The organism is Peribacillus sedimenti, assembly GCF_046237635.1.
GTDB classification, from domain to species: Bacteria; Bacillota; Bacilli; order Bacillales; family DSM-1321; genus Peribacillus; species Peribacillus sedimenti.
This window is the reverse complement of sequence record NZ_CP143547.1, coordinates 271521-285515: the sequence shown is the minus strand read 5'-3', so window position 1 is coordinate 285515 and position 13995 is coordinate 271521. Positions and strand designations below refer to the sequence as shown.

Sequence of the window (13995 nt, the reverse complement as noted above, 5' to 3'; positions counted from 1 at the left end):
GGCGTAATATTTCCCTCATTTCATAAGAAAGAAGGGAGAAGTGGTGTGTCCAAAACAGGAAATCACCTAGTGGCACTGGAATAATTGTTAGGGGACTTCCCCCTTAAAAAACGGGGTTGATTAATATAAGGTATATAGTAGTCGTTCCCAAGTTCATATCTTCGACCTTCGTTTTTTGTGACAGCAACACAAAAAATAAATCGATTGTAATAAAAAAATGGTGTTCAATATGCAACCGGCAGGCACCCCGGTTTCGTTACATATATGAAGGAAAAAAAAGGGGGATCATTTGCTTGCAGACGGAAAAGGAATTAATCAGACGTATCAGGTCGGGCGATAAAGATGCGTTCGCACTGCTCGTGAAGGACTTGCTGCCTTCCGCATACAAAACGGCCTACCTCATCCTCCGTTCGAAGGAACATGCGGAAGATGCCCTGCAAATCGCATTGGAAGGGGCGTATATCAGCATTATGAAAAACCGGGACATGGCGAACTTCAAGGCATGGTTCTACCGTCTGGTGTATTCGCGTTCCATCGATATCTACCGGAAGAATCAAAGGGTCACGCAGCTGATCGTGAAAACGGGTGCCGGACAGGAAATGCGGGAGGCAGAGACCGCACAGGAGCTCTTAATCCAGAAAGAAAACAAGGACGAAATGATTAAATTCATCCTGGAGCTGAAAAAGGACCAGGGCGTGCCGATCTACCTGCATTACTACGAAGAACTTTCGGTCAGGGAGATTTCAGCCATTCTCGATGAAAACGAAAATACCATAAAGGCAAGGATCACACGAGGACGCAGGAAACTTGCCGAGATTCTGCAGGAGACAAAACAATTGATGAAGGGGGTCAAATCGCATGGCTAAGAAGCATGTGCCGCACGATGAATGGAAGGTTCCTGACCGGTTGTACCAGTTTAGCCAGGAGCTTCCCGAGCGTAGGGAACGCGGGGAATGGGATAGGGACCTGGAAAAGCAGGTCGACAAGGAGTGGAAGGCATTCAGGAAACACTTGAAACCGAAGCGGGGGATCGCAAAAAAAACGGCCGTGGCATCCATTTCCGTCGCCGCAGCCTGTGCCATCTTCGTGGGATCGGCCTTCATCTCTCCGGCAATGGCGAAGGTCGCCTCGCACATCCCGTATTTGAGCACGTTCTTTGAGGACAAGCCGGTGATGGAGGAAATCAGAGAAGCTCTGGATGGAAAGGGATATAAGTGGGATGGCCTAGGGGTATCCGTCAACCCAAAGGAAGTCTCGGTCACAATCGTGGGGTCGGAAGATTATTACCAAAAGGTCAAGTCCCCTGTCAAAGACCTGATCCGAGATATCCTGAAATCACGTGATTTTGACGCGTACGACATCAAGGTGTCCCAGGCACCTCCCGTGGAGACACCAACCGCTGAAGACAAAGAAGAAATGGCAAAGACCGACCGGATCTTTAAGGTGGTCGGACAGGTCCTGCATGAATTCGGCCATGACAACGTGGGTTACGGGCTAAGGGAACAAATCGTCGAACTGGATTTGCCGGATACCGAAAGCCGGGAGAAAGAAATAAAGGAAAACATCGCCGGCAGCTTGCAAGAGGAAGGACTGGGAACCTTCTCCGTGAAAGTGCACACGTTCAACGCAGCGAAACAGGAGAGGGAAAGTAGGTGGATGCCGCTCGTGTCCACCATCTCGGACGGTTTGACCGCCAAAAAGGAATACCATGTGAAGTCGGTCGGATATACCAACAGGCACAAGGACTTTACGATCATCATCAGCACGAACCAGAAACACAACGACCCGGCAGTTAACAAGACGGCCGATTCCATCCGGGACATGGTCGACGACTTCCTGCACACAGATAAAATCAGGACGATCACAAAAGGGGAACCGTACCAGTTGACAATCTATAGCCGCGACGGCAAGGTCGTGAAACCGTAGATAAGGAATAAGACAGTTCTACATTCGCGACCTTGCCAATAATATTGAAAACATGAAGCAGTACCTAGAGCAGGTCAGACAAACCATCGAACTCTACTTGTTAATAGCAAGTAAACGATTGAATTTGTCGCAAGCTTATACCGGAATAAACCCATCTAAATCCAGTCCAACGCCACCCGGCGACAGAGTTTCGGCCAATAAAGATTGGGAAAAACCAAAATTGCTGAAAGCCTCTTAGCCATACGTACGTAAACCTGAATAAACAACCTCTAATGCCGCCTGGATCAACAGCAAAGGCTCCTATTTGTTGAGTTTGTGCGGGAACAAATGATGGCGGTGGTGATGATGGTGGTCCACCCGCTTGACCTTGACCTTGACCAGGCGGCCCAAACGGAGGTTGTAGTCCAGGCTGTCCTGGTGGCCCAAAAGGAGGTTGAAGACTAGGCTGTCCTGGTGGCATCCCCATTGGAGGAAACCATTGGCCAAATTGTCTTTCATCAAGGTCTTCCGTGTAAATGATGTTCTCTTGGAATGGATATGAGGATAAATAAGCTTCCCAATTATAAGGATCTTGATAGTACAGTTGTGCAGGATTTGGATACATAAGATGCACTCCCTAACTTTATTAAGTTTACATCATACTATTCCTTAGTCATTGACCTAACAACTTGTTCTCTCAGAAATGTGTCTTTACCTAAAATAGAGATTCCTTAGTAATCACCTTGTAGACCTTACAAAATTGTAGCAGCAATGCATGTATATTTGTTCATATCATCCTTATCACTACATAAAACATTTTTATGACTTTATGGGCATTCACATAGTCATATAGGTTTTCACCTACATATTGTATTCAAGATACACCTCTGGTTTCCGGGGATTATTGGTACGCCGCTTGTCTTAATGGAGGTATGAAAAATGACAAATTTTATGCTTTTTATGGGACCGTCACTATGATTAATGACTTTATCACCGGACAAAATGGAGAAATTGAAGGATATTATAAATTAATATCTGTAGAAAACGAATTGAGAACAGTGGTAAATTTCGTGGTTTCACCCACCACTTACGTTGTACACCATGTAATGGTGGCAGTCGGAGATCGAATAACTGGATATTATACTGGGGATGCACCTGTTCCTCTTATTTATCCTCCACAATATCAACCACTTGTTATGGTAAAAGAAAGTTCTTACCAAAATGTAAAAGTTGATTATTTTAATAGTCAGTTAGAGAGTAATGATGGATAGTTACGATTAAATATATCTTCATACACCCAAATCGTATTAACCAATGGGCAGCCGTTCTCAAGAAAGCCTGCTAACCGAGATTTAATCGTTATTTATGGTTCATCCACAAAAAGTATCCCCGCTCAAACTACACCCTACAGAATCATAGTTCTATGTTAAAACTTATTTTAGAACATGCCTGTTACAGAAAAAAGGTACGATGTCATTATTCTTACTTCAGTACTGGCCATACTCTCTATATTTAATTTTGATTCCATTTTCCCCTACCTAAATTAAAATTTTATTCAATTTTTGCATCTAAATATCATCAATTCCATTTCTACTAACCTGCCCCTTTAGCACAATAAGAAAAATTGCAGAAATTTAACCCGGGTCTTCAGCTCTCGCACGAGTTACTATAAGTACAATGCTCCCCAAACTGTTCAATGCTATTAGACAAACATTCTATTTTTTAAATCGACTGCATGTATTAGCGTATATAAGGGTAAACACAACGATAACGATAAATAAAATGAGACCAACAGCAAATAACCAATCGACTGCAAATGTATCACTAATTACCCAAAACACCATACTGAATGATAAAGCGAACATCATTTTCCCCATAAACTTACATAATGCCACTGTATCATATTTCTCTTTTTCTTCTTGCGGCAGCGTGTTGAATCCAGCAATTAAAAAAGATCCTTTACCATTTGATAAAAAAATTCCTAACACAACGAACAATACGATGACAAATATTGTTCCAAATTTTCTTCAACTAACCTGCCCCGTTTGTTCAATAAGGACTTCTACAAAAAAAGCGTTAATCCTTGGGGATTAAACGCAGTGTATGGATTAATGCAGTAAGTTCAGCACAAAGCTATTTCCAATATTTAATGTTTATTTTTTAAAATCTCCCTATCGACATTTTGTGGAGGTTGTTCTATCCATCCTTTATAAATCATAAACTTTACCCCATTATTCGAATATTGGAGTATTTCGGTCAGTAGCCTAGTATAGTGAGCCCCTAAATCCACCCTCATACTTCCTGCAATTGATGCCCCGTAGGCTGTAACGCTTATCATGTTCAACTGAAGAGTATGGAACATCATTAATTTATCTGAAAAAGGTGCATCGGTTGATTTGGAAATAGTGGAATCCCAAGTACTAGGCAATGGCATTCCTTCTTCAAGGAATATTTCTCTAAAAACAGTTTCCTGCTTTTGAGCTATTTGTGAACCTCTATCCATAAAGGTTCTGACTTCTGGTAATTGAGCGGTTTGTGCAAAGCCAATGAGGAGTGTTCTGCCTATGGAATTAGTCTCCAGGTTTTTGCAGATATGTGCAATTTCAATTGCAGTTAGGGGACGATGTCGGCCCAATAATCCAGATAAAAAAGATTCATTCTGAAGATATTCCGTTTTCTCCATTGGTGGCATCGTAGGAGAGCGAATGAATGCACCTTTTTTCAATAACTGATCGGTTATTTCGTTGTATAGGCTTATAAACTTGTTTGATGCATTGGTAAAAAAATCTCTAACATCCATTCTAGCTAGAAGCTCCAGAAAAGAAGCCGACGCAGCAGTACCAAAGGCTGCCATATATTTTATATACCTTAGAGCAAAAAGATCAGAATAAATGCGGGAAACTTTTAAGTTAACATCCTCTTCGGTAAAGCCGATAGGAACCGATTGTTTCTCACGTTCGAAAATCGTTTTAACGCCGTCAATTACGAAGCCACAAGCATCAAGTGAATTCTGGATGAGCTCATTGTTATCTTCATCTTCATTGACTGTAGCAAAATGCTGAATCATGCGGTATGCCATTGTATTTTGCATATAAGCATTCCACAAAGCAGCTACTTCAGATGCCGTCAGTGCTGGATGATGATTCATTTAATCTTCACGCCTTTGTTTTTCCTTAGTATTAATTTGGTATGTAATTATTATTCCTATTTTGAATCTGTATTGGAAGAATCTCATTAGGTTTCTTTTGTTATTCAACTAACCTGCCCCATTAGCTTAATAAGAAAAGCCCGGCAAACAAAACGGTTCGCATTGTTTTACCTACCTATCCCTATACAACTGAATTTGTTTATGCTGATATTTGTCCAAAAGAAAAAGGGCCGTTCTTCGCCCTTTTCTTTGTTTATATCTAACTTATGTCCCATTAAGGTTTTTACCGGCTTTTACACCAAGATAATTAAACCTTGCTAAGAATAGCTTGTTGTACGGTTGCGAAAGTTTCTATCGACGAAAAATCAATTCCATGGGCTACAACCTTCGTTGCTAGCTCAGGACGAATGCCTGAAAAAATAGCACTTAGTCCCAACAGCCTAAGTAAGTCATTCAATTGAAAAATTCTACTGGCAACTTCATCATCAATTGTAGCTATTCCTGATAAATCAATAATTAGACTACGAATATTCATTTTACTAACTTCAGGAACTACATGATCCATAATATGTTGGCTTTTATCCAAATCAAATTTCCCAATTAAGGGAAGAATGGCCAAATCATCATTTATAGGTACAACAGGTGTAGATAATTCAGTTATCACTTTTTGCTTCTTTTTATTCAATTCATTTGCTATTCGTTCCCGTTCGATAATAGTTTCCGTAATACTTAAATCAAGAAGAAAACTAACACGGTTGTTTACATAAACAACATCCTCGGTACTTAGTCCTTCTTCAATTGAAATTTTCATAAGCATTCTGTTTAAATGAAGACGTGTTTCTACATATGGTTTGATGAGGGTGGAAAGATCTTGAACATTATAGTTATCTTCAGCTTGTTCTGTTTGCTTTTTGTACCATTCAATGAATTCTCCTGCTACTGTTTCATCCGTTGTATTTAATGTTTTTCCTATGAAAACCAAAAAGTCACGGTTGGTTTTTACTGATTGATCTATAACCTCAATCGGAAACTCTATTTGTATCTTTTCTAAACTAAAATCAACGATTTGTTTGCTTATTGACTCAGCATTTTTTATTAAAAAATCAGCAAACCTTTCCATTGGATGCACTAATTCAGTTCCCATATGGCTCAACTCTCACTCCATTAGTTTTGTTGTTCAGACTTTTCGTACATTATATCATGCATTTCTCTTGGTAACTAATTAGGAAGCGATTATATTTTTACCATGCAGAACCGAGCTTCCCGCCTTCGCTGCAAATATGATAGTGTTCACGAATACCTGCCACTGTCCAAAGGAAGAAAACTCTCTGAATGTTTCCTTGCTGCCCTTTTTGTTTCAACTAACCTGCCCCTTTAGCACAATAAGAAAAAAGCTTCAGGAAAACAGCTTTGGGTCTTCAGCCATGTGCTTGGGTAATCAAAGGAAAAAGACCTCCAACGTGTTTACAGTGTGTACCAAAACACCAACTCGTGGCCGAACACCCCCACTGTGTAGATTTTCTTTGTACTAAACGCAAAGGAAAAGAAAAAGAGAATAAAAGGTCTGCTGCAATTTTTTACTTATTCAGCCCCGAAGTGTTGAAACAAACATGGTTTTAGTTTTAGTTCGTACTGTTGCTTCATATTATTATAAAGACGAAACATTTCGTCAATTCTTAGTCTATCTGGGCCATCTCAACATCCGGGGTTGGGATGGTTTTATTTATTGATTTATTCATATGAATTGGACAAAGGAGCATGTTCCTTGAAAAGAATTTTCTTAATGGTAACAAATTTTAAGCTTTGTTTAAGAGCCGTCTTGAAGAATGCATGTATTTCAATTACACATTATTTTTTTACCAGTTTCATTTTCCTTCTTCCACTAACCTGCCCCTTTAGCACAAAAAAGCTACAAAAAGCAGCTCTGGATCTTCGGCTCTCGCCCCCTTTAGTTTCAAGAAGAATTTGCGACTCTATTACTGATTTTCTCTTCTGTTTGGTTGTTTATTTTTTTTCGTCTCGGTAATGCGTGTATTCTGCTTCGTCATACGCCTCTTTAAATTGAGGCGAAGTTTTGGCACCCGACAAAATATTCGCTGGTGAAATAAGTCCGTTTTGTGATAATAAATCCACTAATTTCTGAATATCCTCTTTAGTTGCAGCTGATTTATTTGGTTTAAGAGTCACGGAGAATTTTCCGCTTGACTCGAATGTGCATAATTCTACGTCTTCTACACTCCCTACCTTTTGTCTGCGAAGTGCGATTTCTACCTCATCAGCGGTGAGTTTTGCTTTTTTTATTTCTTGCATCATCATTTTTCCATCTTTAATCAGAATGGATGGAGGTCCGAGTACAAATGTTCTTACCGTTCGGGACCACTGCATAATTTTGGTTAACAAAATCAACCCAATGATTAGCAACGCTCCTCCATAAATAGCTTCCCATTCCTTTTTCATCGCTAATGGTGATATCAGCACCGTCCCCACAGCAATTCTGACAACGGCTTCAGCAACCGTCATTTCTGCAAGATTTCTCTTTCCTGCCATGCGGAAAAGGATAACTGCCACAACCAGAATCATGAATGCTTTTATTTCAAAAGGTAAACTTGGCAATTGATTAAGAAGCTCTCTCAATGATGTCAGTCCTTTCATTTTTTTGATTATTATGTAAAAATTGTGGCTTAAATATGCCTCGTATCCAAGATATTTGATGGTGGAAAATCAAGTTTTGCTCATGGAATTCGATTTATTAGATCGATATATCGTTGTTCACACGAGGAAGGACATATGCCCAAGAATCCGGCTGCCACAATTAAAGAACCTAAACACGGAAAACGGATTCCAAAATTTTTAACGGAGGGAGAAATTGAACATTTGAGGGAAGCGTGTTTTTTTCCAATGAAAGAGGCATTATTCGAATTTATGTTTTCGACAGGTTGTAGAATAGGTGAAATTGTTCCTCTTGATAAAAATTGTTTAACTGGTCAAATCATTCGCCATTGTGCTTGGAAAAGGTGATAAGAATCTACTTTAATATACGGTGTGAAATCTGGCTCAGGCGATACTTTGACCATCGTCAGGACAAAGATCCAGCTATTTTTGTTACTGAACGGCACCCACATAGAATGAGTATTGAATAGATGAGGTACATCATAAAAAGAATATCAAGGCGTGCAGGGATCAACAAAGAAATTCATCCACACCAAATACGCCATAGCTATGCAACACACTATTGAACAATGGAGCTCCCATTGATGTAATTCAAAGTTCTCGATTTATATTTTTATGACGTATTTATCTTTTGTTGTTTTTGTTCCGGTATATAGACAATCCTAATGGTTATACTACAAAACGGTGATGCACATGGATCTTTACGATAAAATCGCCCTCCTTGTCGGTGGTATCTTCATTCTTTCCATGTCTGCAGTTTTATTTATGGTTTATGGAAATGAAAAAACGGAAAGAAAAAACAAAAAATGAGCCTTGCATACTTGAGCACGAAAAAAGCGAGACCACTAGGATTTATGCTCAGTTAAGTGGAAGCCTTAGAAGAGAATTTTATAGAAAGTATTTTTAAAAATATTATTGGCAAAAGGCAACGGACCTCCGCTGCCTTTTCACTGTTGCCCCCTTTTGTTGAACAAGATCTTCATTTTATCGTGCGGAAGAGTAACAAAAAAAGCCAACATCATATGTTGACTAATTATCACCATCATTTACAGGTTCTTATTTTTAAATTCATAGCGAAATGCAACCGATAAAATTTTATTCTTCTCCCAACATTGCAACTGGACGAAAGACTTCGTAGTGTATATGTTCTTCTGCCACTTCCCATTCATGTAAGGCTTTATTAATTGCTTCCATAAACGGAATGGAGCCACAGAAATAAAAATGAGCTTCTTTTGCAGGGAGTACAGATTGCAGAAAGCCTAAATCAACATAACCTTCTTTATCATAATATTTAGCTTGTTTATCTTCATCAGTTGGTGAATCATAACAAATATAGGATTTTACATTTTCATTATTGTTTGCTAATTGTCTTACATGTTCTTTAAAAGCGTGTGTTCGACTGTTACTTGTAGCATGTATGAACGTAACTTGAAGTGGCTTTTTTTCTGCCACCGTTGTATTTAACATGCTCAATAAAGGCGTAATTCCAATCCCTCCACTAATCAGCACAATTGGTAGAATATCATTGGTAAGAACAAAATCACCGGCAGGTGCGGAAAATTGAAGGGTATTACCAGATTCAATTTGATTATGTAGATAGTTTGAAACAATTCCATCTGGGGCATCTCTATGTTCGTCTTCTCGCTTTACGCTTATGCGGTAGTAATCTTTACCGGGTGCTTCTGAAAGGCTGTAATGACGAATATGTGTGTATCTCTCTCCAGGAATTTCTGCCTTGATAGTAAGATATTGACCAGCTTTATACGAAGCTATTGCTTCTCCATCTTTAGGTTTTAAATAAAATGAAGTGACCTCTTCACTTTCTTTTACTTTTTTATCGACATAAAAAGTTCGATACCCTTCCCATCCTCCTGGTTGCTGTTCTGTTTCTTCATAAAGTTTTTTCTCTAAACTAATAAAAGCGTCCGAAATATACCCATATGCCTTACCCCATGCTTCAATGATTTCGTCTGTTGCCGCATCACCAAGGACATCTTTTACTGCTTGAAGTAATGTTTCACCTACAATTGGATATTGTTCAGGTTTTATCCCAATGGCACGGTGTTTCTGGGAAATCCTTTCAATAACGGGTTTGATCGCTTCCAAATTGGTTATATATTCTCCCGCAGCATAAACCGCATACCCTAATGCTTCCTGTTGAAGACCTCTTTTTTGATTTGTTTGATTAAAAATGTTAAGTAAATCAGGAGCTTTTTCAAATAATAGTTTGTAAAATCTTTTTCCTATTTCTTTACTGTGCTCTTTCAAAACAGGGGCGGTTGATTGTACGATTTGAATTGTTTTTTCATCAAGCATATAACGTATCCTCCATGTTAAATTTTTCGCTACATGTAACCAATATTTCCTAATAGTTTTCCCATTAACCAACAATTTCGTTATTAAAAAGTAGTATAACTTTCAGATTTATTTCCCCACCAATTTTTTTTATACACCAACACCATGGTGACAAGTTATTCTTTTAAACTAACCTGCCCCTTTAGCCCACAGAAGCTGTGGGACAACTTGGTTACGTGAAGGCATAGCTAAATAATGTGGTGTAAGAACGATCCATATTTCCCCATATGATGAATTGAATAAGGGGATACATTTGGAGTTGGGTAAACAGGAAAGTTATATAATCAAGGTCAGGTTTTCGGATATTGTGATTGTGCAGATGATAAACTGAACTGGAATAAATATTACAAATTTGTTTTTTTTACGATAAAATGGGTATTATGTGTTTATCCATAAATGTAGGGTGGGATCTATTTGACAGAACCATTATTATGTGACATGATAAAGTCATGTAGAGAACAAATGATAGAACTAGGATTAAAACAAGGATTTACTTCACCTGAGACAGTTGAGTTAAGTCAACGATTGGATTATTTATTGAATATTTATCATAACTTAGAAACGTATTATACGAACACTACAGATAAAAGCCCCCGCATTAAGAGCTTAAGCAAGAAAGCATAATCTATATTGCTTGGTTCTTTTCCACATTTAAGTTCTTCCAGTATTTGCTCTAGTGTCCTTTGCTCTTTATCATGCATGATGTTTGTCTCCCTCATATTTACAGATGTTTATGTCAATAAAACAGGTAGAGAGCTACTTCATTCAAGATGTGGTTTTATTTACATGCTGTACAGTTTCTTCCGAATGTGTGTAATAGAAAAAGGCTACGTAAGCAGCCTTTTCTCGAGTTCTTTTAATCTTGTCAAATAACTATTTATTGAGACCTTCAAATTCATTCATAGTTTCACTTATCTTAGATTGGGTTGAAATAACCGTTTTTTGTGAAAGTTCTGTTACTCCACTAACCTTTATTACTTCATTTTTGATTTTTTCTATATTTGTATTCATTTTTTTAATCGCTTCCTCAACATTACCAGCTAATTTACGCACTTCTCCCGCAACTACATTAAAACCACGCCCATGTTCTCCTGCACGAGCAGCTTCGATTGCTGCATTTAATGCCAAAATATTCGTTTGCGAAGAAATGTTTTGTATTGACTTAGATAATTTACTTATTAAGTCGGTCTGTTCCTTTAATGATTGAATTGCATTCATATTCTCATCGGAGTTATCATTGACTATTTTTCCTAAGTCCAAAGACAAATTTTTCAGTTGAGAAACTATCTCTATTGTCTTATTTTCACGTTCCGTAATGTCTGTAGCAATTTTCAGCACAGCATTTACTTCACCAACTTCGTTTAGCACAGGAATATAAGTCGCTTCTAGCCACAGTAAATCCCCCGCTCTATCAACCCTTTGAATTTTCTCCTGAAACTTTTTTCCTTTGCTTAGATTATCCCACAATTCAATGTAGTCTTTACTATTTTGAAATTCTATTGTGCAAAATTGTTGATGCCTCATATTTATCATTGCATCAACAGTGTACCCCATGGTCGTTGCAAAATTTTCATTTACCCAGATTACCTTCTTATCTAGATTGAATTCTATCATTGCTAAATTTGACTCTAATGAAGCTAAGACAAAATTCCCATCCAATACCTGGGTACTGATGTTAATGTTTGTAGTCATACTGCCAAATACTTCCTTTTAATTAAATTTGGTAAAGTTTCAATATTATTATCGGTATTCATGATAAATTGTTAAAAACGCCCAGGGCAAATTAATCTTGCCTTCTGTGGTTACTAGTCAAAAAACTATACAATCATCTTCCGAATCCGACAGAAAAAAGCCAACATTACTGCTGACTTCGACATCCTTATTAAACTATATTCATGTTTTAACTAACCTGCCCCGTTAGCGAAACAAGAAAAACTGCCCAAAAAGCAGCTCCTGATTTTCAGCTCTTACCCCCGATAGTTAAGTGCATTACTTCACAAATATTATAGGAGCAAAAATCAAAAAAGAGCCGATTCACGGCTCTATCGATTCAATTACTTTAGATAAAGGCATTTCTGCCATGGATGTCAAACGAAGATGGTGGTTTTCAAAAGCCAGAGCCTCAGTTACGGGATTTGGTACAATGACACATTTCAGCCCTGCTTCGTGGGCCGCTTTTAACCCATTCAGAGAATCCTCAAATGCGATCGCTTCATGTACCTCTATCCCCAGAGTCTTTATGGCTTTTATATATAAATCAGGAGCCGGTTTCACGCGATCCACGTCATCCCTGGTAGTCAGGGAATCAAAGTATTGCAAAAGTCCTAATTGCTTTAAGTAATGGGAAACCCATGCCCTGGTCGAACTGGATGCAAGAGCGATGCTGTAGCCTTTTTCTCTGGCTTCCTGAAGATAGTCTTCCACCCCTTCGCGAGCTTGGGAGGTCAGCATTTTCTGTTTGTGGATTTCCGTTGCCTGTCTTTCGATTTCCTCTTGATTAAACTTTTGACCCAATTGTTGCTTAAGAAATTCCCATAGGCTATTATCACCCGTTCCGATGCATTTGACAAATTCCGAAAGCGGAAGTTCACATCCATAGGATTCAGCCGTTTTACGATATGCCTCATACCAGGGAGTCTCGGTGTCAAGAATTAACCCGTCAAAATCGAAAATTATTGCTTTGATTATTAAAATCACCCGCCTTTTTATGAATCATAGATTGCCTACATGCCATGAATTTATAATACTACATTTTACAAGTGAATCAGGGTTGGTTTATCCGACCCATAGGTTTCTTGCCACTGTTCTTTAAACACTCCCACGTCACTCAATGTGGCAGGAAATGCAATGAATTTTTCGATTAGTTCCTGACTCACCGTGACAGAGTTGCACCAGCAAGACAAACATCGTGTACCTGTTGAACGTTTTTGAAGCTGGCCGCCAAGATTTCAGCAGGCAACCGGTCTATATACCCTCATGGGTATAATGTCAACAACCAGATTCTCGTATTACACCCAAGCTGAAAAAAGGACTCTAAAAGTCCTTTCTTACTGACCTAGACGCCCCAGAATTACTATCTAACTGCACAACCATTGGGAACAAGGCTGACCTTAGCGTCCAAATATAAACAGCACCTCAAAACATTGAGGTACTGCACTCACTTCAAGTTATTTCTATCTGGTTTTTATACTGATCCTTTAATTGTCCCTTTTCATAGTGGGACAACGGATGAAACGAAATAACAGGCTCATTTGAAATATTCACAAGCCTCTTTCGATATTCATTCAAAAGTTCCGCTTTTATATCATCCTTCGCACTTGCATGAAATAAAAATGGATTAATTACATCCATCCCACAAAAGAATAATTTTTCATGCTGAATATTAAAAAGCCGCTGGTCTAAATCTCCTTTTATGCCAAATATACCGTAATTAGATAAACTGGATCCCCCGTGGGTAATGGATAACATTGCCTTCTTGCCACGAAGGTTCCCCTGATCATAATGTCCTGGTCCATAAGCGAAGTTATACGCTAAAACCCTGTCAAACCAGCCTTTAAGAATGGCAGGGGACTCTGTCCACCAAATTGGAAATTGAAAAATAACTATATCTGCCCAAAGCAATTTGTCTTGTTCATCCAGTATATCTTTTGTAAAAGTTCTTTTTTTCGATGCGTGATATTGCTCCAGTATATAATTCAGTTTTTCAGGGTTATACAGCTCAGTGAAATCATCACAATCGGCAACAGCTTTAAAATCCATGGCATAAAGGTCCGATACTATTACATCATGCCCTGCTGTTGAGAGGGTTTCTACTGCGAAATCTTTTAAAAATCCATTCATGGACTTTGGTTCTGGATGGGCATAAACAATGAATATATTCAATGAGACTCCTCCCTACTTTTATTGACCTGACAGAG

General features: G+C 38.7%; 14 protein-coding genes and 1 pseudogene. 6 read left to right on the top strand and 9 right to left on the bottom strand.

The window, feature by feature from the left end; genetic code table 11:
* Positions 1–293 precede the first annotated feature (293 nt).
* From V1500_RS01535 to V1500_RS01525, 3 genes and pseudogenes are all read left to right on the top strand, one after another.
* Positions 294–866: an RNA polymerase sigma factor gene (locus V1500_RS01535; RefSeq protein WP_409303903.1), complete on the top strand. Its 573-nt coding sequence runs from the start codon at positions 294–296 to the stop codon at positions 864–866.
* Positions 859–1926, top strand: coding sequence for a DUF4030 domain-containing protein (locus tag V1500_RS01530; protein WP_409303902.1), 1068 nt, complete (start codon positions 859–861; stop codon positions 1924–1926). Before V1500_RS01535 ends, V1500_RS01530 begins: the two co-directional genes overlap by 8 nt.
* A gap of 911 nt (positions 1927–2837) precedes the next feature.
* Positions 2838–3335, top strand: a pseudogene (locus V1500_RS01525) (hypothetical protein).
* A 285-nt stretch (positions 3336–3620) separates the two neighbouring features.
* Here the strand turns inward: V1500_RS01525 and V1500_RS01520 are convergent.
* From V1500_RS01520 to V1500_RS01505, 4 genes are all read right to left on the bottom strand, one after another.
* Complete coding sequence (locus tag V1500_RS01520; RefSeq protein WP_409305885.1) at positions 3621–3908, bottom strand: DUF3784 domain-containing protein; 288 nt, start codon at positions 3906–3908, stop codon at positions 3621–3623.
* A 143-nt stretch (positions 3909–4051) separates the two neighbouring features.
* Positions 4052–5053, bottom strand: a complete 1002-nt coding sequence (locus V1500_RS01515) for a DUF3231 family protein (RefSeq protein ID WP_409303901.1) — start codon at positions 5051–5053, stop codon at positions 4052–4054.
* Between the two features lie 307 nt (positions 5054–5360).
* A complete protein-coding gene (locus V1500_RS01510) occupies positions 5361–6197 on the bottom strand; it encodes an STAS domain-containing protein (protein WP_409303900.1) in 837 nt (278 codons plus the stop codon).
* Between the two features lie 860 nt (positions 6198–7057).
* Positions 7058–7687, bottom strand: coding sequence for a DUF421 domain-containing protein (locus V1500_RS01505; RefSeq protein WP_409303899.1), 630 nt, complete (start codon positions 7685–7687; stop codon positions 7058–7060).
* 153 nt (positions 7688–7840) lie between these two features.
* Here V1500_RS01505 and V1500_RS01500 point away from each other — a divergent pair, with 153 nt between their 5' ends.
* Positions 7841–8071: a hypothetical protein gene (locus V1500_RS01500; protein WP_409303898.1), complete on the top strand. Its 231-nt coding sequence runs from the start codon at positions 7841–7843 to the stop codon at positions 8069–8071.
* 122 nt (positions 8072–8193) lie between these two features.
* Complete coding sequence (locus tag V1500_RS01495; RefSeq protein ID WP_409303897.1) at positions 8194–8289, top strand: tyrosine-type recombinase/integrase; 96 nt, start codon at positions 8194–8196, stop codon at positions 8287–8289.
* A 529-nt stretch (positions 8290–8818) separates the two neighbouring features.
* On the opposite strand, the gene hmpA is transcribed toward V1500_RS01495, so the two are convergent.
* On the bottom strand, positions 8819–10039 hold the full coding sequence (hmpA, locus tag V1500_RS01490) for an NO-inducible flavohemoprotein (protein WP_409303896.1): 1221 nt from the start codon (positions 10037–10039) through the stop codon (positions 8819–8821).
* A gap of 477 nt (positions 10040–10516) precedes the next feature.
* On the opposite strand from hmpA, the gene V1500_RS01485 reads away from it, so the two are divergent.
* Complete coding sequence (locus V1500_RS01485; RefSeq protein ID WP_409305884.1) at positions 10517–10702, top strand: Spo0E family sporulation regulatory protein-aspartic acid phosphatase; 186 nt, start codon at positions 10517–10519, stop codon at positions 10700–10702.
* Here V1500_RS01485 and V1500_RS01480 read toward each other — a convergent pair.
* From V1500_RS01480 to V1500_RS01465, 4 genes are all read right to left on the bottom strand, one after another.
* A complete protein-coding gene (locus V1500_RS01480; protein ID WP_409306121.1) occupies positions 10645–10779 on the bottom strand; it encodes a hypothetical protein in 135 nt (44 codons plus the stop codon). The two genes, V1500_RS01485 and V1500_RS01480, sit on opposite strands and share 58 nt — an antisense overlap.
* Before the next feature lie 172 nt (positions 10780–10951).
* Positions 10952–11770, bottom strand: a complete 819-nt coding sequence (locus V1500_RS01475; RefSeq protein ID WP_409303895.1) for a methyl-accepting chemotaxis protein — start codon at positions 11768–11770, stop codon at positions 10952–10954.
* A gap of 342 nt (positions 11771–12112) precedes the next feature.
* On the bottom strand, positions 12113–12763 hold the full coding sequence (locus V1500_RS01470; RefSeq protein ID WP_409305883.1) for an HAD family hydrolase: 651 nt from the start codon (positions 12761–12763) through the stop codon (positions 12113–12115).
* 477 nt (positions 12764–13240) lie between these two features.
* A complete protein-coding gene (locus V1500_RS01465; protein ID WP_409303894.1) occupies positions 13241–13960 on the bottom strand; it encodes an NAD(P)H-dependent oxidoreductase in 720 nt (239 codons plus the stop codon).
* Positions 13961–13995: the final 35 nt, after the last annotated feature.

Coding starts and splice junctions, on each gene's coding strand:
- V1500_RS01530 (WP_409303902.1), top strand. CDS start 859: ATGGCTAAGAAGCATGTGCCGCACGATGAATGGAAGGTTCCTGACCGG.
- V1500_RS01515 (WP_409303901.1), bottom strand. CDS start 5,053: ATGAATCATCATCCAGCACTGACGGCATCTGAAGTAGCTGCTTTGTGG.
- V1500_RS01510 (WP_409303900.1), bottom strand. CDS start 6,197: ATGGGAACTGAATTAGTGCATCCAATGGAAAGGTTTGCTGATTTTTTA.
- V1500_RS01500 (WP_409303898.1), top strand. CDS start 7,841: ATGCCCAAGAATCCGGCTGCCACAATTAAAGAACCTAAACACGGAAAA.
- V1500_RS01495 (WP_409303897.1), top strand. CDS start 8,194: ATGAGGTACATCATAAAAAGAATATCAAGGCGTGCAGGGATCAACAAA.
- hmpA (WP_409303896.1), bottom strand. CDS start 10,039: ATGCTTGATGAAAAAACAATTCAAATCGTACAATCAACCGCCCCTGTT.
- V1500_RS01485 (WP_409305884.1), top strand. CDS start 10,517: ATGATAAAGTCATGTAGAGAACAAATGATAGAACTAGGATTAAAACAA.
- V1500_RS01480 (WP_409306121.1), bottom strand. CDS start 10,779: ATGCATGATAAAGAGCAAAGGACACTAGAGCAAATACTGGAAGAACTT.
- V1500_RS01475 (WP_409303895.1), bottom strand. CDS start 11,770: ATGACTACAAACATTAACATCAGTACCCAGGTATTGGATGGGAATTTT.